This window comes from Mesorhizobium sp. M0166, assembly GCF_040322255.1.
Lineage (GTDB): Bacteria > Pseudomonadota > Alphaproteobacteria > Rhizobiales > Rhizobiaceae > Mesorhizobium.
The window spans coordinates 1-22,398 of record NZ_JAMYTD010000042.1; the positions used below are offsets into that span (position 1 = coordinate 1).

At 62.7% G+C, this 22,398-nt stretch carries 22 protein-coding genes; 10 read left to right on the forward strand and 12 right to left on the reverse strand.

The window, feature by feature from the left end:
- Together NKJ46_RS28610 and NKJ46_RS28615 are read right to left on the reverse strand one after the other, a co-directional pair.
- The coding region (locus NKJ46_RS28610; RefSeq protein WP_352669600.1) for a hypothetical protein at nucleotides 1–289 on the reverse strand (289 nt) is incomplete at its 3' end.
- A gap of 53 nt (nucleotides 290–342) precedes the next feature.
- Complete coding sequence (locus NKJ46_RS28615; RefSeq protein ID WP_023678332.1) at nucleotides 343–555, reverse strand: cold-shock protein; 213 nt, start codon at nucleotides 553–555, stop codon at nucleotides 343–345.
- 300 nt (nucleotides 556–855) lie between these two features.
- On the opposite strand from NKJ46_RS28615, the gene NKJ46_RS28620 reads away from it, so the two are divergent.
- Nucleotides 856–1,182, forward strand: a complete 327-nt coding sequence (locus NKJ46_RS28620; RefSeq protein ID WP_352669603.1) for a hypothetical protein — start codon at nucleotides 856–858, stop codon at nucleotides 1,180–1,182.
- A 51-nt stretch (nucleotides 1,183–1,233) separates the two neighbouring features.
- Here NKJ46_RS28620 and NKJ46_RS28625 read toward each other — a convergent pair whose 3' ends face one another.
- Nucleotides 1,234–1,803, reverse strand: coding sequence for a methylated-DNA--[protein]-cysteine S-methyltransferase (locus NKJ46_RS28625; RefSeq protein WP_352669605.1), 570 nt, complete (start codon nucleotides 1,801–1,803; stop codon nucleotides 1,234–1,236).
- Nucleotides 1,804–2,010: 207 nt separating this feature from the next.
- Between NKJ46_RS28625 and NKJ46_RS28630 the strand changes: the two genes are divergently transcribed.
- From NKJ46_RS28630 to NKJ46_RS28645, 4 genes are all read left to right on the forward strand, one after another.
- Nucleotides 2,011–2,787, forward strand: coding sequence for a transglycosylase SLT domain-containing protein (locus NKJ46_RS28630; protein WP_352669607.1), 777 nt, complete (start codon nucleotides 2,011–2,013; stop codon nucleotides 2,785–2,787).
- Nucleotides 2,780–3,268, forward strand: coding sequence for a GNAT family N-acetyltransferase (locus NKJ46_RS28635; protein ID WP_352669610.1), 489 nt, complete (start codon nucleotides 2,780–2,782; stop codon nucleotides 3,266–3,268). The genes NKJ46_RS28630 and NKJ46_RS28635 overlap by 8 nt, the downstream gene beginning before the upstream one ends.
- 343 nt (nucleotides 3,269–3,611) lie before the next feature.
- Nucleotides 3,612–3,995 carry a DUF6152 family protein gene (locus tag NKJ46_RS28640; protein WP_352669612.1) on the forward strand — a complete coding sequence of 128 codons (384 nt, stop codon included), beginning with the start codon at nucleotides 3,612–3,614 and terminating at the stop codon, nucleotides 3,993–3,995.
- The gene (locus NKJ46_RS28645; RefSeq protein ID WP_352669615.1) at nucleotides 3,996–4,460 is read left to right on the forward strand and encodes a DUF6644 family protein; all 465 of its coding nucleotides are present in this window, start codon (nucleotides 3,996–3,998) and stop codon (nucleotides 4,458–4,460) included.
- 189 nt (nucleotides 4,461–4,649) lie between these two features.
- Here NKJ46_RS28645 and NKJ46_RS28655 read toward each other — a convergent pair whose 3' ends face one another.
- From NKJ46_RS28655 to NKJ46_RS28665, 3 genes are all read right to left on the reverse strand, one after another.
- On the reverse strand, nucleotides 4,650–6,065 hold the full coding sequence (locus NKJ46_RS28655; protein ID WP_352669681.1) for an AAA family ATPase: 1,416 nt from the start codon (nucleotides 6,063–6,065) through the stop codon (nucleotides 4,650–4,652).
- A gap of 129 nt (nucleotides 6,066–6,194) precedes the next feature.
- A complete protein-coding gene (carB, locus tag NKJ46_RS28660; RefSeq protein ID WP_352669618.1) occupies nucleotides 6,195–9,698 on the reverse strand; it encodes a carbamoyl-phosphate synthase large subunit in 3,504 nt (1,167 codons plus the stop codon).
- A 250-nt stretch (nucleotides 9,699–9,948) separates the two neighbouring features.
- Entirely contained in the window at nucleotides 9,949–10,830 is an 882-nt protein-coding gene (locus NKJ46_RS28665; RefSeq protein ID WP_352669620.1) for an SH3 domain-containing protein, read from the reverse strand.
- 263 nt (nucleotides 10,831–11,093) lie between these two features.
- On the opposite strand from NKJ46_RS28665, the gene NKJ46_RS28670 reads away from it, so the two are divergent.
- Entirely contained in the window at nucleotides 11,094–13,520 is a 2,427-nt protein-coding gene (locus NKJ46_RS28670) for a DNA/RNA non-specific endonuclease (protein ID WP_352669622.1), read from the forward strand.
- Between the two features lie 62 nt (nucleotides 13,521–13,582).
- Here the strand turns inward: NKJ46_RS28670 and NKJ46_RS28675 are convergent, their stop codons facing one another.
- Nucleotides 13,583–14,329, reverse strand: a complete 747-nt coding sequence (locus NKJ46_RS28675) for a metallophosphoesterase family protein (RefSeq protein ID WP_352669623.1) — start codon at nucleotides 14,327–14,329, stop codon at nucleotides 13,583–13,585.
- Between the two features lie 251 nt (nucleotides 14,330–14,580).
- On the reverse strand, nucleotides 14,581–14,937 hold the full coding sequence (locus tag NKJ46_RS28680; protein WP_352669625.1) for an ArsR/SmtB family transcription factor: 357 nt from the start codon (nucleotides 14,935–14,937) through the stop codon (nucleotides 14,581–14,583).
- A 193-nt stretch (nucleotides 14,938–15,130) separates the two neighbouring features.
- Between NKJ46_RS28680 and NKJ46_RS28685 the strand changes: the two genes are divergently transcribed.
- Complete coding sequence (locus NKJ46_RS28685; protein WP_352669627.1) at nucleotides 15,131–16,309, forward strand: MFS transporter; 1,179 nt, start codon at nucleotides 15,131–15,133, stop codon at nucleotides 16,307–16,309.
- A 37-nt stretch (nucleotides 16,310–16,346) separates the two neighbouring features.
- On the opposite strand, the gene NKJ46_RS28690 is transcribed toward NKJ46_RS28685, so the two are convergent.
- Entirely contained in the window at nucleotides 16,347–16,805 is a 459-nt protein-coding gene (locus tag NKJ46_RS28690) for a MarR family winged helix-turn-helix transcriptional regulator (protein WP_352669629.1), read from the reverse strand.
- A 196-nt stretch (nucleotides 16,806–17,001) separates the two neighbouring features.
- Here NKJ46_RS28690 and NKJ46_RS28695 point away from each other — a divergent pair, with 196 nt between their 5' ends.
- The gene (locus NKJ46_RS28695) at nucleotides 17,002–17,793 is read left to right on the forward strand and encodes an SDR family NAD(P)-dependent oxidoreductase (protein WP_352669631.1); all 792 of its coding nucleotides are present in this window, start codon (nucleotides 17,002–17,004) and stop codon (nucleotides 17,791–17,793) included.
- 11 nt (nucleotides 17,794–17,804) lie between these two features.
- Here NKJ46_RS28695 and NKJ46_RS28700 read toward each other — a convergent pair whose 3' ends face one another.
- Entirely contained in the window at nucleotides 17,805–18,404 is a 600-nt protein-coding gene (locus NKJ46_RS28700; RefSeq protein ID WP_352669634.1) for a LysE family translocator, read from the reverse strand.
- 92 nt (nucleotides 18,405–18,496) lie between these two features.
- Between NKJ46_RS28700 and NKJ46_RS28705 the strand changes: the two genes are divergently transcribed.
- Nucleotides 18,497–19,366, forward strand: coding sequence for a LysR substrate-binding domain-containing protein (locus tag NKJ46_RS28705; RefSeq protein WP_352669637.1), 870 nt, complete (start codon nucleotides 18,497–18,499; stop codon nucleotides 19,364–19,366).
- A 53-nt stretch (nucleotides 19,367–19,419) separates the two neighbouring features.
- Here NKJ46_RS28705 and NKJ46_RS28710 read toward each other — a convergent pair whose 3' ends face one another.
- Together NKJ46_RS28710 and NKJ46_RS28715 are read right to left on the reverse strand one after the other, a co-directional pair.
- Nucleotides 19,420–20,073 (reverse strand): dihydrofolate reductase family protein, encoded by a 654-nt coding sequence (locus NKJ46_RS28710; RefSeq protein WP_352669638.1) that lies wholly within the window; start codon nucleotides 20,071–20,073, stop codon nucleotides 19,420–19,422.
- A gap of 153 nt (nucleotides 20,074–20,226) precedes the next feature.
- Nucleotides 20,227–21,594: an Nramp family divalent metal transporter gene (locus NKJ46_RS28715; RefSeq protein ID WP_352669684.1), complete on the reverse strand. Its 1,368-nt coding sequence runs from the start codon at nucleotides 21,592–21,594 to the stop codon at nucleotides 20,227–20,229.
- Between the two features lie 236 nt (nucleotides 21,595–21,830).
- Here NKJ46_RS28715 and mntR point away from each other — a divergent pair, with 236 nt between their 5' ends.
- Entirely contained in the window at nucleotides 21,831–22,286 is a 456-nt protein-coding gene (gene mntR / locus NKJ46_RS28720) for a manganese-binding transcriptional regulator MntR (RefSeq protein WP_352669641.1), read from the forward strand.
- Nucleotides 22,287–22,398: the final 112 nt, after the last annotated feature.

The window sequence follows — 22,398 nt, forward strand, 5'->3', positions numbered from 1 at the left end:
CATTCAACCCTCCTTCGGCTTTTCCGGCCGAAATAGAATCGAGCTTCGCCGCAAAGCGCAACCCAGATGTGTGAATGCGATAGGTATAGAGACGGGGAGAAGGACGCTGTATCTGCGGTTTCGCCAATCGTCGGTCAAAATCCAGACAGCAAAAAGGCGGGACAAAATCCCGCCTTCCCATGCTTGGTAGCCTGATCGGGAGCGCTTTGGCCGGGCCGGCAGCAATCTGCTGCTTCGGCTTGTCGGGGTCTTCCGCTCCGGCGCGCTTCTCGCGCGACCGCCAGTACATCCGTGACTTGCCGCGCGCCCCGGGCTATAGCCCGGCGCGCGCCATTCGCAAAATCAGGCTGCCTTGCTCAGAGATCCAGCGGACGACTTGCCAGTGCGGCGGTCCTGCTCGATCTCGAAGTTGATCTTCTGGCCTTCGACCAGGGTCGACAGTCCAGCACGCTCGACTGCGGAGATGTGGACGAAAACGTCCGCGCCGCCGCTGTCAGGCTGAATGAAGCCGAAACCCTTGGTGGAATTAAACCACTTGACCGTACCTGTTGCCATTTCGATAGTCCTTTACGTTTGCTTTAGTTTGACTGGACCGAAACCCAGCCGGTTTGTATCGAGATTTTGGAGATAGAACGTCAGCAAACGCGAATATCGCGAGGCCCGGATCGATCGGCCGAAATATCAATGGACGGCATATAATATGCTTTCGTGCAAAAAACAAGACAGGGCGGAAAATGGCGCGGCGGCAACGCTGCCCAACGGCCGCCCCAATCGCGTGAGAGCGTCGTTGTTGCGCGCCTGACGCGGGAGGACCGCGCCGGCTTCGGGCGCGACCGGGTTTTGGGGAGAGGGGCCATGAGAATCGTTCTGCTTGCCGCTTGCCTGACGCTGGTGGCCGCCGAGGCGCAGGCGGTCTCGCGCTACGACCCGACCCGCATGAGCTGCGGCAAGGTGCAGGCGACGATTGCGCGCGAGGGTGCGGTCATCCTGCGCTACAGATCGGCGCGCGTGCCGGGGCTGGCGCTCTACGACCGCTACGTGCGGAGCCAGCAATTCTGCGACATTGGCGAAGTCAGGGCGCGGGCCTCGGTGCCGAGCGCCGATACGAATTCCTGCACCGTCTACAAATGCAAGCGGGTGGAGATCGACCGCCGCTTCCGCCGGCGCCTGCTTCCGGATTAGGAGTTGAGACGACGGGCCGGGATGTCGGCATCACCTGAACATCGATAAACCCTAGAACCCGAACGACACCTGCGCCGGCGGCGGCGGGCCGACGCGCACGCCTTCCATGGCCAGCATCTTTTCCTTGGTAGCCGAGCCGCCGGGGGCGGAAAAGCCGCCGATCTTGCCGCCGGCGGCAAGGATGCGGTGACAGGGGATGACCAGCGGCACCGGGTTGGCGCCGAGTGCGGCGCCCGTCTCACGCGCCAGCCCGGCATGGCCGGCGCGTTTGGCCAGTTCGCCATAGGTGGTGGTTTCGCCGAAGCCGAGCTTTCGCGCCGCGTCATAGATCGCCAGGCGGAACTCGTCGACGCCGCTGAGATCGACCGGTACGTTGGAGAAATCGATGTCCTCGCCGGCGGCATAGGCCTTGATCGAGGTGGTCAGCTCGGTAACCCATTGCGGCTCGGGCTGTGCTGCCTGGTCGGCGGCGGCATGGCGCAACAGCCGGCGCTCCACCGCGTCGCGATTGCGCTGCGGCAGGCAGAGCCGGGTCAGTCCGGCATCACTCCAGGCGATGCCCATGAAGCCGAGCACGGTTTCGAAGACCGCGTGGCCGGTGGTGGCATGAGAGGCGTCCATGGCGTGCTCCTTTCCGGAATCCTTCGAAGTACAAATCCAGAACAATATCGCATTTCCCGGCCCGGCTCGCCACCCGAAAACCACCGTCTACCGCGGATTGCCCGGGGAAAGATGCTGGTGTAAGGACTTCTTAACACCCGACGAACCGGACCCGAGCGCCGCTTGCCAGCAAAATTCCTCTTTCCCGTCCTAGCGGCGGTGTTGGCCGTGGCTGCTCTCAGTGGTTGCACCTCGACTTCGCCGGTGACCCCGGCGCCGGCCTTCACCGAAAACACGGCCAACACCGATGCCGGCTTCACGCTGGCGCTGCCCGACACGGTTTCGGTGCTGCCGGAGCCGTCCGGCGTCGCCCAGGTGGCGGCGCTGCCGATCGAGCCGGCCGCCGCCTTTGCCGGGCCGACGCCGCTGGCGGCAACTACCCCCGCCGTCATGACCGCCAATGCCCAGCCAGTCGCCCCGACACCCGCTGTCGCCATGCCGGTCACCGAACAGACCGCAGCCATGCCCGGCGTTCAGCCGGTTTCCTACACGGTGCCGCAAAACCCGGCCGTTCTGGCCGCGACCGACCCCACCGAGGGCCAGTCGAATGCCGGCGCCCGCAGCGAGATCGAGCGGCTGATCGAGAAATATTCCGCGCTTTACCAGGTGCCGGTCGATCTGGTGCGCAGCGTCGTCAACCGCGAGAGCACCTTCAACCCGAAAGCCTACAATCACGGCCATTGGGGGTTGATGCAGATCAAGCACGCGACGGCGCGTGGCATGGGCTATGACGGACCGGCGAGCGGCCTGTTCGACGCCGAGACCAATTTGAAATATGCGGTGAAATATCTGCGCGGCGCCTGGCTGGTGTCGGGCGGCAACCCCAAGCGCGCCGACCGGCTCTACCAGAGCGGCTATTACTATGACGCCAAGCGCAAGGGGATGCTGGGCGAAACCGGCCTCGGCAGCGACAGCCTGCGCCGCCGCATGCAGCCCGATGCCTGAGCCGCGCCCACCGGCGCCAAACGACATCCGCCTGCGCAAGATCCTCGACGACACGCTTCTGGCGCCGCGCTGGCCGGAAGGTTTTTTCATGCGCGCCTTCGAAGCCGCCGATGCACTCGCCTTGCATGCGCTGTTGACGGCGGTGTTCGACGACGGCGCCGACGGGCCGTTCGACCAATGGTGGCCGCGCATTTCGGGCGACGCGGAATTCGACCCGGCTTTGTGTTTCCTGGTCATCGACCGCAAGGGCCGGCTGGCGGGTGCGGCGCTCTGCTGGACGCGGGCTTTCGTCAAGGACCTTGCGGTCCACCCCGAGGCGCGCGGCAAGGGCATCGCCGAAGCGCTGATGCGGCACGCGTTCGCGGCGTTTCATGCAAGGGGCTCGGCGCATGTCGACCTCAAGACCAATACTGTCGAGAACGCGGCTGCGGTGCGGCTTTATCAGCGGCTGGGGATGATCGAGGTGGATTGGGCGGGGTGAGGGGCGGCGATCGCCTCGGTAAGTGCGGCGATGCTCAGCGGAGGCTGCGACGCTCGAAGGTAACGGCATGGATCCTAGGGTCTCCGCGACGTCGCTTCGCTCCTGCTCCGCCCTAGGATGACGAAGGGACGTGGCATAAGGCCAATCGCGGACGTTGGAGATTGGCTGGAAACCTCCCCTCGCTTCGTCATCCCAGGGCGGAGCGAACGCGAAGCGGAGCGCAGACCCTAGGATCCATGCCGTTTCCATGGCTGTGGAGCGCTGCGACCCAAAAGGCCCTCATGTGGTTTGACGCTGCCGCGCGCTGACCTACCCTTTTATGCCCGAACCGAGGAGACGAGCGATGCTGTCACCTTTCAACCGGAGCGTCACGCTGGCAGCGGCGGTGATGCTTGTCGCCGCCACCGCGGCCTATGCCCATCATGGCTGGTCGTGGACGCAGGACGGGTTCTTCGAACTCAAGGGCAAGATCATAGCCATCTATGTCGGCAATCCGCATGCCACGCTGGATGTCGACGCCGAGGGCGAGGTGTGGCGGGTGGAGATGGCACCGCCCTCCCGCACCATTGCCGCCGGCTTCACCGAGGAGGTTGCCAAGGTCGGCGACGACGTGACGGCGATCGGCCATCGCTCGCGCGACGAGAGCGAAAAGCGCATGAAAGCAGTCCGCATCATCGTCGGCGGCAAGACCTATGACGTCTATCCCGACCGCGTGCCGCCGGCCTGAATGGACGGGCTTTTCGCCGGCATCGAGCAACTCGCTTTGGTGCGGGGACTGAAGGCCTCCTTCGTCGCCTACCCCATCGTCAATGCGCTGCACATCATGTCGATCGGCGCGCTGCTGACCAGCGTCTGGCTGATGGACCTCAGGGTCCTCGGCGCCTTCCGCGCGCTGCCGCAGGCGGCGTTCGTGGCGCTGCTGCGCCGCACCGCATTGGGCGCGTTCGCCGGTGCGCTTGTCACGGGGTCGCTGCTGTTTTCAGTCAGGGCGAGCGAATATGCGGCGATGCCGATCTTCCTCGCCAAGATGGGGCTTATCCTTCTCGCCGGCATCAACTTCCTCGTCTTCATACGCCGCGCAAAAGACGGTGACGAGCCGGCCGGTGGGACCGTCACCATCCTGGCTGTGCTCTCGCTGGTGCTGTGGACGTCGGTGCTGTTTGCGGGGCGGTTTATTGGTTTTCTGAACTGAGGCGAGCGTCGGCACTGGCGTTCGCAAGGTGCGGGATGGCGCGTCGCAGACCGAGGCGTCGCTGAAGGAGCTGAAATACTGCCTGGGTCAGCAGGCACCTCGCTGACGCGCAGCTTTGTGCCGGCGGCTCCATGGCCGATGGAGTTTGTTATCGAGATCGAGTGTGTGGCTGTGGCGTGAGGGGGTGGTTCACGCGGCTTGAGGCTGCTGAGCAAGACCCAAGATGAGGTCTCTCACTTTCTCGCCGAGATAGTCGGACAGGCTTCCCGGCGCGACTGGACCTTTGGCAGGTTTGCCATTGGCGAGTGCAGCGATCGCTCGTCCGACAAGAACTTCCCACGGCTTATTGGACATCAAACCCACCAAAATATTTCGGATGGACTTAAGATCGTGGACCTTTCGATCAAGGCCACCATCAACAAACTCCTGCATGGCTGCATAGTATTGATGGTCTTGGTTCACCTTTAACCAACTTCCGATGAGTGTTTCCAAACCTGGCCAAGTGACTCCTGTGCTAGCAAGCACTTCGTCGCTAAGCATTAGATTCTCTGCCGCTCGACACGAAAGTCGCATTCGAACCACGTGCCCAAAATCGTCAATTTCAGCGGGTTGGAGGTCCCTGTCTCGAAGTGAAAAAGCTTTCGCATTGTCATAAACAGCTTCGATCACGTTGTTCACTTCCGTTTCAAAATCCGCGAAGTGGGCTCCGCCATCGATGGCGCACGGATAGACCCGAATGCGACCATTAGAAGACCTAACGGCCTGCTGCCACACCCGCTCATCATCCTCTCCCTCGATCAGTAGGATCGGGGCTTCGTTGAAAACATTGGATAGGGGATGTGCGCCGAAGATTGGAAGGATACTGCGGTCAACATCCGACACCGGTTTGAATGAAAGTTTTGTATCCTTTCGCCTCATAAATGCGATGTTAACGTCGGCTCGTGAAGATAAACTTGACACCAGCGCAGTGCTATGAGTTGCTATGATTAATTTGACTGGCTTTGCTTTTACAATCTTTACCAAGAACTTAGCCAATCTGTCCTGAAGGTCTGGGTGAAGATGGGCGTCTGGTTCGTCGATAAACAGCAAATTAGCCTTGTCTTGCTGTGCCTCGGAGACGAAAGACAAAAATTCTATTCCGAGAGAAACCAGCTCAGATTCACCGCTACTCAAGCTCTCAGAGGTTATCGCCGCATCAGTCTCTTTGTCTTTGATCAAAAAGGCTTTAGATTTTTCGCGTTCGATTCGCACTCGATCGAGGAGGGTGTTTATTTGGTCGACCGTTGCATCGAACGTTCGGGGTGTATATCCAAGCTTTAGTTGGTCTTTCTCGATAGCTCTAAGCTCAAGTAATTCAAGCTGCCTGAATAAGTACGCGCTCTGTTGCCTAAAATTCTCAGACTGATTTTTCCGCCTATTATCGCTCATCCAATTCAAATTATTGATGATGGCTTGTTCAATTCCCGCTTCGTAAGAGACGAAGCCCCCTCTCTCCGGGCTTATGTATCTGGTATTTCCAATTGTTCCGATAGATTTCACATGCTGTTCGACATTCTTAAGCAGGAAGCTCTTTCCGCACCCATTTTTTCCTAAAATAATGTTGATATTTGAGAGGTTCTCAAGGGAAAACCCGAAGTTCCATTAATATTCATTTTCGATCTCAATCCGGATAGTCAATTCTATGGATGGCTAGAAAACGATATCAATTCTCTCCGATATTTTATGATACAACGCTCAAGAAAAATACTCCTGCAGCGGCCGAACCTCTAAACTCCCCGCCTTCAGCGCCGCAATCGCCTCAGCCACCGCAGCCGCGCCCGACAGCGTCGTGTAATACGGCACCTTCTGCATCAGCGTCGCCCGGCGCAGCGATTTGGAGTCCGACACCGCCTTCTGGCCGTCCGTGGTGTTGAAGACGATCTGCACCTGGCGGTTGCGGATGGCGTCCTCGATGTGTGGGCGGCCTTCCAGCACCTTGTTGATTTTCTCAGCGGCGACGCCGTTTTCGGCGAGGAAGCGGGCGGTGCCCGAGGTGGCGAGCACCTTGAAGCCCTGGCCGGCGAGGCGCTTGACCGCCGGCAATATGCCTTTCTTGTCTTCGTCGCGCACCGAGACGAACAGGGTGCCGGAGCGCGGCAGGTCGACGCCGGCGCCTAGCTGGCTCTTGGCGAAGGCGAGCGCGAAGTCGCGGTCGAGGCCCATGACCTCGCCGGTCGAGCGCATTTCCGGTCCGAGCAATATGTCGACGCCGGGGAAGCGGGCGAAGGGGAACACCGCTTCCTTGACCGCGATGTGGCCGGGATTGCGCGGGTCCGGCATGGCGCCGTAATGGGCGAAGGCGTCTTCCAGGCTCTCGCCGGCCATGATGCGGGCAGCAATCTTTGCAATCGGACGCCCGATGGTCTTGGCGACAAAGGGCACAGTGCGTGATGCGCGCGGGTTGACCTCCAGCACATAGACCGTGCCGTCCTTGATCGCATATTGCACGTTCATCAGGCCGCCGACATTGAGCGCGCGGGCAAGGGCGGCCGTCTGGCGCTCGAGCTCGTCGACAAGCTCCGAAGGCAGCGAGTGCACCGGCAGCGAGCAGGCCGAGTCGCCCGAATGGATGCCGGCTTCCTCGATGTGTTCCAGGATGCCGGAGACGTAGGTCGACCTGCCGTCGCAGAGGCAATCGACGTCAACCTCGATGGCGCCTGACAGATAGGTGTCGAACAGAAGCGGGTTCTTGCCCAAGAGCGTGTTGATCTGGCCGGTCTTGTCGTTGGGGTATTTCTGCTTGATGTCCTCCGGTACCAGGCCGGGCACGGTGTCGAGCAAATAGGATTGCAGCATGCTCTCGTCGTGGATGATCTGCATGGCGCGGCCGCCGAGCACATAGGACGGGCGCACGACCAGCGGGAAGCCGAGCTCGCCGGCGACGAGGCGGGCCTGCTCGACCGAATAGGCGATGCCGTTCTTCGGCTGGCTGAGGCCGAGCTTGTGCAAAAGCTTCTGGAAGCGGTCGCGGTCCTCGGCCAGATCGATCATGTCGGGCGAGGTGCCGAGGATCGGGATGCCGGCCTTCTCCAGCGCATCCGCCAGCTTCAGCGGCGTCTGGCCGCCGAACTGGACGATGACGCCGACCAGTTCGCCGGACGCCTGCTCGGCGCGCAGGATCTCCAGCACGTCCTCCGGCGTCAGCGGCTCGAAATAGAGCCGGTCGGAGGTGTCGTAGTCGGTCGACACGGTCTCCGGGTTGCAGTTGACCATGATCGCCTCGAAGCCGGCGTCACGCAGCGCAAAGGCGGCATGGCAGCAGCAATAGTCGAACTCGATGCCCTGGCCGATGCGGTTGGGGCCGCCGCCGAGGATGACGACCTTTTTGCGCGAGGAGACCTGCGCCTCGTTGGCTAGCGCACCGGCAAACGGCACCTCATAGGTCGAGTACATGTAGGCGGTAGGCGAGGCGAACTCGGCGGCGCACGTGTCGATGCGCTTGTAGACGGGATGAACGTCGAGCTTGTCGCGTATCTTCTGGATCTCTTCGACATCCTTCCTGACCAGCGACGCGAGGCGCGCGTCCGAAAAACCCATCGCCTTCAGCATGCGCAGATTGGCGGCGTCCTCCGGGATACCGTGCTCGCGGATGCGATCCTCCATGGCGAGGATGCCGGCGATCTGCTCGAGGAACCACGGGTCGATCTTGCACATGGCGTGCACGTCTTCCAGCGAGGTGCCCATACGGATCGCTTGCGCCACCATGCGCAGCCGGTCGGGCGTTGGCGTGCCCAGAGCGGCGCGGATAGCGTTGCGGTCATCGACATGGCTGGCCGGCGCGTTCCCGTGGCCGATGCCGGGGATCTCGATCTCGTCCAGACCGGTCAGGCCGGTCTCCAGCCCGCGTAGCGCCTTCTGCAGCGACTCCTGGAAGGTGCGGCCGATGGCCATGACCTCGCCGACCGACTTCATCGAGGTGGTCAGCACCGGCTCGGCGCCGGGGAATTTCTCGAAGGCGAAGCGCGGGATTTTGGTCACGACATAGTCGATGCTCGGCTCGAACGAGGCCGGCGTGGCGCCGCCGGTGATGTCGTTCTCGAGCTCGTCCAGCGTGTAGCCGACGGCGAGCTTGGCGGCGATCTTGGCGATCGGAAAACCGGTCGCCTTGGAGGCCAGCGCCGACGAGCGCGAGACGCGCGGGTTCATCTCGATCACCACCAGGCGGCCGTCGGCCGGGTTGACGGCGAACTGCACGTTGGAGCCGCCGGTCTCGACGCCGATCTCGCGCAGCACCGCGATCGAGGCGTTGCGCATCATCTGGTATTCTTTGTCGGTCAGCGTCAGGGCAGGGGCGACGGTGATCGAGTCTCCCGTATGCACGCCCATCGGGTCTATGTTTTCGATCGAGCAGATGATGATGCAGTTGTCGGCCTTGTCGCGGACGACCTCCATCTCGTACTCCTTCCAGCCGAGCACGCTCTCCTCGATCAGCACTTCGGTGGTCGGCGAGGCGTCGAGGCCGGACTGGACGATCTCGTAGAATTCGGCGCGGTTATAGGCGATGCCGCCGCCGGTGCCGCCCATGGTGAAGGAGGGGCGGATAATGGCGGGCAGGCCGACATGGTCGAGCGCTTGTGCTGCGATCGCCATGCCATGGCTGATATAGCGCTGCTTGCGGTCGCCTTCGCCGAGGTTCCAGCGCGTCTCCAGCGCGTCGAGCGCGGCGTCGAGATTTTCGGGCTTCTCGGCCTTCAGCGCGGCGCGCTCGGCTTCATGCGTCTTGCGGTCGGCGTTCTTGATGTCGGTGGCGTTGGCCAGCATCGACTTCGGCGTTTCCAGGCCGATCTTGTTCATCGCCTCGCGAAACAGCGCGCGGTCCTCGGCCTTGTCGATGGCGTGCGCGTCGGCGCCGATCATCTCTACTTGATAGCGGTCGAGCACGCCCATGCGGCGCAGCGACAAAGCGGTGTTGAGCGCGGTCTGCCCGCCCATCGTCGGCAGCAGCGCGTCCGGCCGCTCCTTGGCGATGATCTTGGCGACAACTTCGGGCGTGATCGGCTCGATGTAGGTGGCGTCGGCCAGTTCCGGGTCGGTCATGATGGTGGCCGGGTTGGAATTGACCAGGATGACGCGAAAGCCCTCTTCCTTCAGTGCCTTGCAGGCCTGGGTGCCGGAATAGTCGAACTCGCAGGCCTGGCCGATGACGATGGGGCCGGCCCCGATGATCAGGATCGACTTGATGTCGGTGCGTCTTGGCATGTCGAGGTCCGTTCGGCGGGCGGCTTGCACAAAAAGCCGGACGGGATGACCCGGCCGGTTGTGCTCGCGATTCTGGTATCAGGCTAGGAGGGCCTTATAGGGAAGAGTTTTGCCGGATGTAACCCCGAAAATGAGGCAGTAGGGCAGTAGGGCAGTAGGGCAGTAGGGCAGTAGGGCAGTAGGGCAGTAGGGCAGTAGGGCAGTAGGGCAGTAGGGCAGAGGTTCGAGCGCCCTTTTAAAACATACTGCCCTACTGCCCTACTGCCTTATTCCCTAACCCAGCCAACTGATCCGTAATCTCGAAGCGCTCGGAAGCACCGATACGGATTATGTTGAGGCTGCCCTCGCGGGTGAAGCGGAATTCGCCAGGTGCGTCCGCACCGGCCGGCTTGCCGGCCTTGAAGCTGATGATGCGCGTGCCACCATCGGGCCAGGTCACGGTCACGTCGGTCTTGTCGCCGGTGCGCACGACATTTGCCTTGCAGTTGGTCATCGGCTGGCCGAGATAGCGCGCGCAAGGGATGGCGTTGCCAGCACCTGGGACCGGTGTCCCCGGCGGCTGCAGCCGTGCAACGGTCTGTGCGTCGGGCGGAGGCGCCGCGTTGGCCGCGCCGAAATTCTGGACGGGACCCACTGTTGCGGGCGGCGATCCATCAACCTGTCCAGTCGAGGGGTTTCCACCGACCAGGGCCAGGCGGTAAGCATCCTCGATCGCCGCCCTGCCGATCGCATCAGCGGAGTTCAGCGTCGTTTCGGGACCGCCGGTTGCGCCGAGGCGCGTTGTCAGATCGGGCAGCGGTTGAGGCGCAGGGCTCTCCGCACTGGCCGCCACCTGGGGTGTCACTTGCTGGGGATTAATGGGGTCGAGATAGCGCGCCGGAGCCCATCCGCTCAGCTTGGGGTCGTCAATGTCTTCGACTTTGCACCACTTGTGGCCGCTGACGTCGCCGCAGCCGAGATTCTTCACGCTCGAACCACTCGGCAGCCGTGCCTCGATCTTGCCCATGGCCGATGCCGTGGCGCGCACGTTGAGGAGGTCATCCGGAGCGAGACCCGTCACAATCGAGATGATGGGCTCCTGCTCCTGACCGTTGGCCGGCAACTCCGCCAGCATCAGCGGAGCGGCAACCATCGCAAGCAGCGTCGTCGGGAGTGTTACTGTGCGCCTAATCATCTGCCATGGGCGGTAGGTTCAATTGCCGAAGGCGCGGCCAGGCACGAAAGCACCGTCGCACGCCAGCCGGTTTTTATAGGCGACGAGGCGGCGCTGTGTAAGCCCGAAAAGGGGCCGCGTGTTGAATCGCGACCGGGCCACTTCCGCGAACTAACAGCCGGCAAAATATTGCACATTTCATGTAAATATGCACTCTCTCAAGTAAGGTTGAGGAGGGCAATATGGTCGACCTTGAAATATTCGCGCAAGTGGAAAACATAGTTCGCCAGCGTATCAAGAAAACGCGCCCCGAAATTGAGGCTTCACTTGGTCACATTGCCAACGGCAATCCGCTGGCCGCCGAACAGACCCTCTCCAGGCGCCTCGACAGGTTGCAGGTAAAGGCGTCGCTCAGCCGCACCGAAGCGGAGATGATATCGGCTGCGATAGACATGAGGTCTGCCGGGGAGAGAAAGGCCGCCGCCAAGCAGCCAGGACCGGAAGCAATTCTCGGCCCAACGCTCGATTTCATCGGGGTCGCATTTCTGGAGCGTGGGCGCCGTGTGGCCGATGCGGTCGGCCGCGTTGCCTTTCTCAACGGCAATCCACAAGGATCGGGTTTTCTGGTCGGGCCAAGGCTGTTCCTCACAAACAACCATGTGATTTCGTCGCCGGCGGATTCCCGGCGCTTCCAGGTCCAGTTCGATTATGAGCAGGACGGTGCGAATGCCGTGCGTACGCCGACGACGTTCCTGTTCGATCCTGAATCCTGTTTCGTGACCGATAGCATAGAAGGTCTGGACTATACGCTGATCGGGGTCGGCGAGCGGCGTTCCGGTCCAAAGGAACTGGGGGAGTTCGGTTTTATCTCGCTGTCGGATGCGCGCGACAAGCATATGCTTGGCGAAATCGCCAACATCGTTCAGCATCCCGATGGCCGCTTCAAGGAACTGGTGCTGCGTGAAAACCGGCTGGTGGCCCGCGACGAAACGGTTCAAGTGCTGCACTATGTCGCCGACACCGAACAGGGTTCGTCCGGTTCACCGGTCTTCAACAATGAATGGGAGCCTATTGCCCTGCACCATTGGGCCGGGCCGTTCCACGAGGTGACGGGCATAGGTGGCTATGCGCTTGCGCGCGAGATCAACGAAGGCATACGGATCAGCGCCATCGTTGACGATCTCAGCACTAGAAAGTCCAGGCTGCCGGGCTCCTCGGCATCGGCGGTTTCGCAAGCTCTGGCGATTTGGGCCGGCACGCCGCGCATGATGGACGAGACAGTTCGGCTGAACGCCGACATTCGCGAAGATGTGCTGGACAAGCCGGTGCAGCGACCGGAACCGGACGGCAATCCGCCGGCGACGAGACACAATGCCGATGGCTCGGTCACCTGGACTTTTCCCGTCGAGATAAATGTCCGGGCGCCGCTGATCGACGGCGACGGAGGCGATGCAAGACGGAACGCCGGCAAAGGCCCGGCAAGCGAACCCGCGAAGGTAGCCATCGCCGAGGCAGCGGGTTGGAAAACAGAGGATTTCGACGATCGCGGAGGGTATGAGCCCGGCTTCATACCGGGCTTTGTCCTGCCAATGCCGACGGTTGCCAATTCACCCTACCGGTTGGCCAAAAACCTTCTTGCCAAACCGGGCGAGGACCCACACGAATTGCACTATCATCATTTTTCGATCTTGATGAACGCCGATCGCAGGCTTGCCTTCGTCACCGCCTGCAATATCGATGGATCCCGCACCAAGGCGGTCAATCGCGAGGACAAGACGGTCATCGACCACCCGTCGCTTGTCGAATTGGGGGTGGAGTCGATTTCCGGTGCGGAAGCCAGCGATGCTTTCCGGCCCGATCGCCGCATCGACCTTGGCGAGCAGATGACCCAGGAATTCTATTCGAGCCAGAATGTGCCTGGATTTCCCGTCGCAAAATCCAAGGAACGAATCGCTCGAATGTTCCAGAAGGGTCATATTACGCTTCGCGGCGACCCCGCATGGGGCGTGGATCAGGAGGCGGTCGCGGCAGAACGCGACACGTTCTTTTATACCAATGCTGCGCCGCAAGTCGGCTTCTTCAATCAGGGAAGCTCGCTTAACCATCCCGGCTCCAAGGGGAAGCTGAGATGGCGCGCGGTGGAAACCTATGTGCTGCGCAACGCCTATACGACGCGAGGCCGGGTCACGGTGTTTGCCGGGCCAGTGTTCCGCGAGGACGATCCTCCTTACCGCTTCGAAAGCCATGTTCCGCTGAAGTTCTGGAAGATCGCGCTGTGGTCCGATCAAGCTGGCCTGCGCGCCATCGCGCTGCTGGCGGACCAGAAGCCGGTTTTGGAAGTGATGCCTGAAGCGTTCGGCGAGCGTGCCGAGGCATTCGATGACCCGCTTGAAATTGCCAGGGTATCGGAGTTTCTTTCGACGGTGGCCGAGATTGAAGAGCTGACCGGCCTGAACTTTGGCCAGCAGGTGCGCGACGCCGACATTCGGGCCGGTTCCGAATCGGTTCCAGCACAGACTTTCAACCCAACGCAACTGGCGCCAAAGCCGTCACGGCCAAAGGCTTCATCGCCCAAGACTTCGGCGACCAAGACTTCGACGCCCAAGACTTCGGCGGCCAGCGCCCGACGTCCTGCCAAGCAATCGAAGCGATCGGCGTCTGACAACTGAAGATTGGACCGGTCGCGGCCGCTTGGAGCGCGGTCATCCGTTCGGCCGGGTATGATCGCGGTTCAGCCCGGCATGAAGCCGGTGCGCAGCGCGTGGGCCCATTCGGGCCGCGCCGCCTGCTCGGCCTGACGCGCCGCCGCCTCGTGGTCATAGTCGACAGCAATGGCCTCGAAGCGATCGGGGTGCAAGTCGACGAGGCCGTAGCGGGCGTGCGGCGAGCCTTGCTCGGAGACATGCGCCGGTGTCGTATCGTCGTGATAGGCCGGGCAGCCGATGCTGCCCGGGTTGAAGATGACCGGGCCGCCGGGAATGCGGACCAGTTCGCTGCGGTGGCTGTGGCCGCAAAGCATGATGCGGCAGGCGGGATCGATCGCGCCAAGCCGCCGCTCGATGGCGGCCAGCGGCGCGCGCACCAGTCGGCCGTCGACAATCGCGTCAGTCAGGTATTTTTCGTCGTGGTCGGGCCGGGCGTGGAAGGCGATCACGCCGGGCGCCACATCGAGCGTGAGGGGCAGCGCGAACAGCGCCTCGCGTTGGCCTGCCGTCAGCCGTTCCTGCGCGTAGCGGTCGGACGGCCACATGGTCTCGTCGGCGGTGTCGCGGGCAACGCGGCGGTCGTGATTGCCGCGCACCGTCGGCAGCTCGAGCGCCTCGAGCCGCTCCATGGTCTCGCGCGGCCAGAGCGGGCCGGAAACGCAATCGCCGAGATTGACGATGATGTCGGCACCGCCGCGTCGCCGCAGATCGTTGAGCACGGCGTCGAGCGCCAGGACATTGCCGTGGATGTCGGCGAGGACGGCAATGCGCATGGCAGGCTCCGTGGCTGAGGCAGCGTTTCCTCGCCCCCGCGAAGCGGGGGAGAGGTGGCCGCGAAGCGGCCGGAGTGGGGCCTTTCGCGCGCGGCGCACTGAAAAGTGGAACTTCCTTGAAGGGGGAAGGGGCGTCAAGGCCCCCACTCCGTCTCGGCTTCGCCGAGCCACCTCTCCCCCACTCCGTGAGGGAGAGGAACCCAAGTTCTGCGAGGGCACTTCTCGCCTTGGCTGTTAAGGTAGCGTAGTATTCAGGCTGATATTTCGATCTCGTGGCCGCCGACCGCCGGCAACGATGCGTCGTCGCCGGCCGCGGCAATCACGCTGTCGAGCAGGCCCGGGAAGCGGCGGTCGAGATCGTCACGGCGCAGCGTGATCAATCGACTGGTGCCAACCGCCTCGGTGCGGGTAACGCCGGCCTCGCGCAGCTTGGCCAAATGGTAGCTCAGATTGGTCTTCGAGCAGAGGTCGAGGAACCGGCTGCAATTCAGCGGCACCCCCTCCTTGCTCGCGAGATAGCGCACGATGGCCAACCGCGTCGGGTCGCCGAGCACGGCAAGCACGTTCGGCAGGCTGATCTGGTCGGCGGTGGGATGGGGCAAGGTCATGCCCAGGAATTAAGCACATTCGGGGCCGATTTCAACGCATCTCCTCTCGTGGCTGATGGACACATAGTTTCGCCCTGTCGCCCCGTCCTGACACCGGGCTGTCAGGATGGTTCGGCTATTTTGCAGCGGCTTTATTGACATCATGCCCTGTTATGTCCAATTGTTCAATAACCTTTGAACTAAGGAAATTGCTATGGATAAGCGCCTCATCTGGCTTGCGCTCGGATCGTTCACGATTTCGACCGAAGGTTTCGTCATCTCCAGCCTTTTGCCCGACATTGCAAAGGATGCCGCCATCTCCGTTCCGCTCGCCGGCACGCTGATCACCGCGTTTGCGCTCGCCTATGCGATCGGCACGCCGATCCTGGCAACGCTGACCGGCGAATGGGATCGTCGCCGCGTCATCCTGTGGACGCTGGTGTTCTTCGTGTTGGGCAACGTCGCCGCGGCGCTGAGCTCCTCCTTCGAATTGCTGTTGATCGCGCGCATCGTCATGGCGCTGTCGTCAGGCTTGTTCGCCGCGACCGCACAGGGGACGGCCGTTGCGCTTGTCGACGATCATCACCGCGCCCGCGCCATTGCCGTGGTCGTCGGCGGCACTACGGTTGCGGTCGCGGTCGGCGCGCCGCTCGGCGCGCTTGTTGCGACCGTCGCCGGCTGGCGCGGCACCTTCTTTGCCATTGCCGGCCTTGGCGCGCTCGCCGGCGCCATCCTGTGGTACCGGCTGCCGCGCGGCATCGTCGGCACCAGGCTGCCGCTCCGTATGCGACTGGCAGCGGCACTTCGCCCCGGCGTCATGCCTATCCTGGTGACGACCATCCTGGCACTGATCGGCGCCTTCACCGTCTTTGCCTTTGTCGCGCCGCTCGCCATCGAAGGCGGCGGACTGAACCCGATCGCGCTTCCCGGAATGCTGCTCGCCTTCGGCGTTGGCGCGGTCATCGGCAACATCGGCGGCGGCCAGGCAGCCGACCGATTCGGCGCGACACGCACCGTCTGCTGGTCGCTGGCGCTGAGTGCCGCCATGCTGGTCACATTTTCGCTGATCCCGATGTTCCTGCCGCGCGAGATCGCCGGGCCGGCGCTGATGGCCATGATGGTGCCATGGGGCATCGTCGGCTGGGCGTTCCCGCCGGCGCAGGCCAGCCGTATCATCAAGCTGGCGCCCGATGCCGCGCCCATCGTGCTGTCGCTGAACGCTTCGGCACTCTATCTCGGCGTCGCACTGGGGCCGGTGGTTGGCGCCGCGGTGCTGCGCTACGGCGCACCGGCCGACCTCGGCGTGGTCGCGGCGGCATTCCCGATCATTGGTCTGGGCGTGGTGCTGGCAGGCCACCTGGCGGCGCGTCCGGTGGCGATGCCGGCCGAATAAGGCTGTCAGTGGAGCTTGGCTGCCGGCCGCCGATAGTTCAAGTCGCGGCCGGCGGTGCGTCAAAATCCAGCGCGGCGATTTCGTCCAGCGCCGCTCGCAGGCTTGCCGCCTGCTCCTTTCCAAACATCTCCTCGAAGCGCTGCTGGGCGACGTGCCACAGCTTCATGGCTTCTTCGAGCTTGGTCCGGCCCTGCGGTGTCAGCCTGACGCGCTTGATGCGGCGGTCGGCAGGGTCGGCGAAGGTCTCGACATAACCGTCGCGGATCAGCGGCTTCAGCGTATGACCGAGGGCCGACAGGTCCATGACGAGGGCCGCAGCGATGGCACCCATCGCCGGTTCGTTGCCGACGTGGATTTGATAGAGCAGGCCCTGCTGCGTGGCCTTAATGCCGGAGGGCGCGAGCACATCGTCATAGAATTGGCCGAGTTTCCGCGTCGCACGGCGCAGCATGGCGTTGTTGCAAAGCAGCAGGCCGGGCAAGGTGGTTTGGGACATTGGCGGATTTCCGGTGAAGGGACCGGAAGGGACCCTCGATGCAAACCAGAAATAGTCCCTGCTCCACGGATTGACAAGATGATGGTATATGCCTACATTCCAATAGTGGCATATACCATTAATTGATCTGCCGGTCGAAGCAGGGATGTTGCCCTGCGGCACTGGCATTTGGAATCGAACCAGAAGGAACAAGACAATGAGCAATCAGGACAAAGGCACGGCGGTCGTCACCGGCGCCTCTTCCGGCATCGGCGCGGTCTACGCGGACCGGCTCGCCGGCCAAGGTTATGATCTGGTGCTGGTGGCGCGGCGCGCCGACCGGCTGGAGGAATTGGCCGGCAAGCTGCGCGCCGAATACGGCCGCAAGGTCAACGTGATCAGCGCCGATCTCGCCGACGACGGCGATCTGCGACGGGTCGAGCAGGCGATATCAACCGACGACAGTGTGACGCTGCTTGTCAACAATGCCGGCCTTGGCGGTGCGCAGGTGGTGGCAACGGCCGACGCCGATGTGGCCGAGCGCATGATCAAGGTCAATGTCGTCGCCTTGACGCGCTTGACCCGGGCGGCCTTGCCGGGACTGCTGGCGCGCAACCGCGGCGCCATCGTCAACATCGCCTCGGTGCTGGCCTTCGACACCTCGTTCGGCGGCATCTACAGCGGCACCAAGGCCTATGTCGTCAACTTCACCGAGGCCCTGCAGCGGGAAGTCGCCGATAGCAAGGTCGCCATACAGGTGGTGCTGCCGGGGGCTACGCGGACAGAATTCTGGGAAGTTGCCGGAAGCGATATTGCCAACCTGCCGGCAGAGATCGTCATGACTGCCGACGATCTGGTCGATGCAGCGCTTGCCGGCCTGGCCAAGGGCGAAACCGTCACCGCGCCCGGGCTCTCCGATCCGGCTGGGTTGGAAACCTATCTTGGTGCGCGGCAAGGTTTCTTCGGCAGCCTGCTGGCCGGCAAGCCGGCGGCACGCTACGCTGCCTGAATTAACTGGTCTTACGCTGTCCGCCACATCGGAATGATCGAGGCGGCCAGCAGCAGGCCAAGCACGGCGTTGAGCATGCGCCACTGGCGCTCGGTTCGCAGCAACCGGGCGAGCAGCGTGCCCGCCACGCACCACGCCGCCAGCGATAGGGCCGCTGCAAGACCGAAGACCGTGCCGAGCAGCAAGGCGAGCTGCAGCGGCCCGTTGGCGAGCGCGGCAAAGGATGCCGCCGCTCCCAGCCCCATGGCCCAGCCCTTTGGGTTCATCCATTGCAGGCCGGCGCCGCCGAAAAAGCTGCTCGGCTTTGCCATGGCCACGTCCAGATTGGGCGGACCGCTGCGGCCGATCTTGAGGGCAAGCCACACCAGATAGAGGGTACCGGCCATTTTCATTGCCAGTTGCAGCGAAGGAGCGGCGGCCAGCAGACCAGCCAGCCCAGCAGCACCTGCCGCAGCCACCGTGGCCAGGCCGGCCGCACTCCCGGCCATCAGCGGGATAGAGCGGCGAAAGCCGAACTGCGCGCCGGACGCCGTCGACAAGGTCGTGGCCATGCCAGGCGTTGAGGTTGAGACCAGCGCGAATACGACGAGGGGAAGGACGGTTTCAAACATGCTGCTTCCTTTGAAGCCTGCACGGTAGGCTGTTTGGCTCATCAGTAAATGCAATGTTTGCTATGATCTGCATTAGCAAATATAATGGTCAGATGCTCCGCAACCTCGACACTGCCCTGGTTCGAACCTTCGTCACCGTTGCCGACAAGGCCAGCATGACGGCGGCGGCCAACGCGCTGCATTTGACGCAAGGTGCCGTCAGCCAGCAGATCAAGCGCTTGGAAGAGGTTCTCGGCTGCAGCCTGTTCGACCGCGATCGGCGCGGATTGCGATTGACCCGCTCCGGCGAGCGATTGTTCGGCAAGGGCAAGCGCCTGCTTTCCCTCAATGACGAGATCCTGGCGGAGATGGCGGGCGATGCGGTTGCCGGTCAGGTGCGGCTCGGAGTGCCGTACGACCTTGTCGGCACCTTGCTTGCGCCGGTGCTGAAGGCCTATGCCGAGGCCTATCCGCAGGTCGAGATCTCGCTTGTCTGTGCTTCGTCACCGGAGTTGGCCGCAGCCTTGGCGACCGGCACGATAGAGCTCGCGGTGATCGAGGAGCCGATCGGTCGGTCGGCCGGCGAATGCCTTGTTGTCGACCGGCTGGTCTGGGTCGGCGCCAAAGGCGGCGCCGCCCGCCGCAAGCGGCCCTTGCCGGTTTCGATGGTCGCCGAGACCTGCGCGTTCCGCCCGGTGGTGCTGGAGGCGCTTAACGAGCATGGGCTGGAATGGCGCACCGTGTTCGAAAACGGCAGCATCGATGCGACGACGGCGACGGTGCGTTCGGACTTGGCCGTCACCACCTGGTTGGCGTCGACCGTGCCTGCCGACCTCGACATTTTGGCCAATGATCCGGAGCTACCGTCATTGCCGAATTTTTCGATCAATCTGCATTTGCCGAAGCACAGCGTCGCGCCGGCTGCACTGGCATTCGCGGGCCACCTCCGCGACGGGTTGGCACGCCCACGAGAGGCGGCTTAAAAAACAGCAAAAGGACGGCTAGTGTTCAGCCGTCCTTGATCGCCCCGCCGCGTCTATTTCCAGTTCTTGCGCCGCTCGATCTCGGCTTCGGACGGCTGCTCCGTGGCAAAGGACCCGGTCTTGATCTCGCCGGAGCGTTTATAGCTCGCCATCAGGACGCCAGTGGTCGATGTCCGCGAACGGGTCAGCTTGAAGGCGGCGGGTATCGTGCCGCTGCCGAACAGTTTTTTGCCCTTGCCCAGCACCAGCGGGAAGATCAGCAAGCTGATCTCGTCGATCAGGTCATTGGCGAGCAAGGTCTGGATCAGCTCGCTCGATCCCTGAATGAGCAGGTCGGGGCCGTCCTCCTGCTTCATCCGGCGCAACGTCGCCACGACGTCGCTGCCGAGCGGCTGGCTATTTTGCCAGGACAGCGAATCTGGCCTGTGCGTCGCCACATATTTGGTGACGGCGTTGAAGCTGTCGGCGATCGGGTCATTCTTCTGATAGGGCCAATGGGCGGCGAAGATGTCGTAGGTCTTGCGGCCGAGAAGCAGCGCGAACGGTTTTGAAAACGTCTCGCCCATGGCGGCGCCCATCACATCGTCCCAGTAGTGAAACGTCCAGCCGCCGAATTTGAAGCCGCCGACAGGGTCCTCTTGCGGGCCGCCGGGCGCCTGCATGACGCCGTCGAGGCTGACGAATGTTGCGGCGATGATCTTCCTCATTGGAGCTCCCTTTCCCTGATCCGTGCCGTCATGGCCGGACTTCGAGCCAAGGACGGGCAGGCAGACATTTGTCCGACAGCGGTCGGCAAATTTCCAGGGCTGGAAAGGGGATGACTGCCGACCTTGTTGCGTCGGCTTGGAGCAGAGAAACGCTCAGCCCAGACCGACGACCGTATCGTAGAGCAGCTTGAAGTTGAGCACCAGGATGAGCGCGGCGACCACCCAGGCCAGCACGGCAACGGCGCGGGAAATGGCGAAATTACCCATCTTGCGCTTGTCCGAGACGAACTGCACCAGCGGTACGACAGCGAAGGGAAGCTGCATCGACAGGATTACCTGGCTGAAGACCAGCAACTGGCCGGTTCCCCTCTCGCCATAGAGCGCAGTGACCACCACCACCGGGACGATGGCGATGCCGCGCGTCAGCAGGCGGCGCGCCCATTGCGGGATGCGCAGACGCAGGAACCCTTCCATCACGATCTGGCCGGCGAGCGTCGCCGTCACCGTCGAGTTCAGGCCGGAGGCAAGCAGCGCTACGGCAAACAGGATGGAAGCGATGCCGAGGCCAAGCAGCGGCGACAGAAGCTCGAAGGCCTGGCCGATCTCGGCAACGTCATGATGACCGGTGCCGTGGAACGCCACCGCCGACACGATCAGGATGGAGGCATTGACGAACAGCGCCAGTATCAGCGCGATGGTCGAGTCGGTCGTCGCCCATTTGATGGCGTCGCGCTTGCCGCGATCGGTGCGCTCATAGGCGCGGGTCTGCACGATCGAGGAGTGCAGATAGAGATTGTGCGGCATCACCGTGGCGCCGATGATGCCGATGGCGATGTAAAGCATGGCCGGATTGGTGACGATCTCGGACGACGGCACGAACATCGCATGCAGGATCGAGCCGACCGGCGGCGCGGCGGCAAAGATCTGGATGGCGAAGCAGCCGAAGATGATGATCAAAAGCGCTATGATGAAGGCCTCGAGGAAACGGAAGCCCTTGTTCATCAGCAACAGCAGCAGGAAGGCATCGAGCGCGGTGATGATGGCGCCGCCGATCAGCGGAATCCCGAACAGCAGTTGCAAGGCAATCGCCGTGCCAATGACCTCGGCCAGGTCGCAGGCGATGATGGCCAATTCGCAAGCGACCCAAAGCATGAAATTGACCGGTCGCGGATAATAGGCGCGGCACGCCTGCGCAAGGTCGCGGCCGGTGGCGATGCCTAGCCGGGCGGCGAGCGCCTGCAGCAGGATCGCCATCAGGTTCGACAACATGATGATGAACAGCAGCGTGTAACCGAACTGGGCCCCGCCGGCGAGGTCGGTCGCCCAATTGCCCGGATCCATGTAGCCGACCGAAACCATGTAGCCCGGCCCCATGAAGGCGAACAGCCGGCGAAGCCAGATCCCCGAGTGCGGCACCGCGATCGTGGCGTTGACTTCGCGAAGGCTGGGCTGCTCGCCGTCCTCCGGGCGGGCAAATCGCCACATGGACCGGGGGGCTGAGGTGGCTTCGGCTTCCGACATGAACTGGCTTTCCACTGGAGCGATCGACATTCTCTCCTTATGTATGCCACGGCTGAACATTATGCAATATGCTATATTTCATTGTCTGAGCTTTTTCGTGTAGCCGCTTGGCCGTGAGGCCGGCACGGCAGTGAACGCCGGTTGCGCCGACCACCGAATGGAAATAAACGGCCAGAACCAATAGGGTTCTGTGCTATGACTGCAATGCCGATTCAAACTGCCGGGAGGAGCGCGTATTGGCGCTGAAGAAAAGACCGGTTCCTCGCGAAAAGCCGCTGCCTGAAGCAGAAATTCACTCGGAAGGCTTCCGGCAGACGCGTGAAGCGCGCCGCAGCGCGCTGGTCGAGGATTATGTCGAGCTCATAGCCGACCTGATCGAGGACGGCAACGAGGCGCGCCAGGTCGACATCGCGGCACGGCTCGGCGTCGCCCAGCCGACGGTAGCGAAAATGCTGACGCGGCTGTGCGCCGACGGGCTGGTTTCCCGGAAACCCTATCGCGGCGTGTTCCTGACCGATGCCGGCCGCAAGGTTGCGGAAGAGAGCCGCATTCGCCACCAGACGGTCGAGGCCTTCCTGCGCTCGCTCGGCGTCAGCGCCGAGACGGCGCGCATCGACGCCGAAGGCATCGAGCACCATGTCAGCGCCGAGACGCTCGAAGCCTTTCGCAAGGCAATAATCGCAGCCCGCTGAAAAGCACGGCCAACGCATCTCGTCGCGCCACTCGCTTCTCACGGGTAGGGTGAACGGCACAGACCTTGCGATGTCTCGGCCAGAGCAAACAAGCGTCAGCAAGCATTGCTTG

Excerpts from the sequence above, each read along its gene's own strand:
- NKJ46_RS28710 (WP_352669638.1), bottom strand. The coding sequence starts at position 20,073 with ATGAGGAAGATCATCGCCGCAACATTCGTCAGCCTCGACGGCGTCATG.
- NKJ46_RS28640 (WP_352669612.1), top strand. The coding sequence starts at position 3,612 with ATGCTGTCACCTTTCAACCGGAGCGTCACGCTGGCAGCGGCGGTGATG.
- NKJ46_RS28645 (WP_352669615.1), top strand. The coding sequence starts at position 3,996 with ATGGACGGGCTTTTCGCCGGCATCGAGCAACTCGCTTTGGTGCGGGGA.
- NKJ46_RS28670 (WP_352669622.1), top strand. The coding sequence starts at position 11,094 with ATGGTCGACCTTGAAATATTCGCGCAAGTGGAAAACATAGTTCGCCAG.
- NKJ46_RS28665 (WP_352669620.1), bottom strand. The coding sequence starts at position 10,830 with ATGGTTGCCGCTCCGCTGATGCTGGCGGAGTTGCCGGCCAACGGTCAG.
- NKJ46_RS28615 (WP_023678332.1), bottom strand. The coding sequence starts at position 555 with ATGGCAACAGGTACGGTCAAGTGGTTTAATTCCACCAAGGGTTTCGGC.
- NKJ46_RS28700 (WP_352669634.1), bottom strand. The coding sequence starts at position 18,404 with ATGTTTGAAACCGTCCTTCCCCTCGTCGTATTCGCGCTGGTCTCAACC.
- NKJ46_RS28620 (WP_352669603.1), top strand. The coding sequence starts at position 856 with ATGAGAATCGTTCTGCTTGCCGCTTGCCTGACGCTGGTGGCCGCCGAG.
- NKJ46_RS28680 (WP_352669625.1), bottom strand. The coding sequence starts at position 14,937 with ATGACCTTGCCCCATCCCACCGCCGACCAGATCAGCCTGCCGAACGTG.
- NKJ46_RS28690 (WP_352669629.1), bottom strand. The coding sequence starts at position 16,805 with ATGTCCCAAACCACCTTGCCCGGCCTGCTGCTTTGCAACAACGCCATG.
- NKJ46_RS28635 (WP_352669610.1), top strand. The coding sequence starts at position 2,780 with ATGCCTGAGCCGCGCCCACCGGCGCCAAACGACATCCGCCTGCGCAAG.
- NKJ46_RS28715 (WP_352669684.1), bottom strand. The coding sequence starts at position 21,594 with ATGTCGGAAGCCGAAGCCACCTCAGCCCCCCGGTCCATGTGGCGATTT.
- NKJ46_RS28705 (WP_352669637.1), top strand. The coding sequence starts at position 18,497 with ATGCTCCGCAACCTCGACACTGCCCTGGTTCGAACCTTCGTCACCGTT.
- NKJ46_RS28685 (WP_352669627.1), top strand. The coding sequence starts at position 15,131 with ATGGATAAGCGCCTCATCTGGCTTGCGCTCGGATCGTTCACGATTTCG.
- NKJ46_RS28675 (WP_352669623.1), bottom strand. The coding sequence starts at position 14,329 with ATGCGCATTGCCGTCCTCGCCGACATCCACGGCAATGTCCTGGCGCTC.
- carB (WP_352669618.1), bottom strand. The coding sequence starts at position 9,698 with ATGCCAAGACGCACCGACATCAAGTCGATCCTGATCATCGGGGCCGGC.
- NKJ46_RS28625 (WP_352669605.1), bottom strand. The coding sequence starts at position 1,803 with ATGGACGCCTCTCATGCCACCACCGGCCACGCGGTCTTCGAAACCGTG.
- NKJ46_RS28695 (WP_352669631.1), top strand. The coding sequence starts at position 17,002 with ATGAGCAATCAGGACAAAGGCACGGCGGTCGTCACCGGCGCCTCTTCC.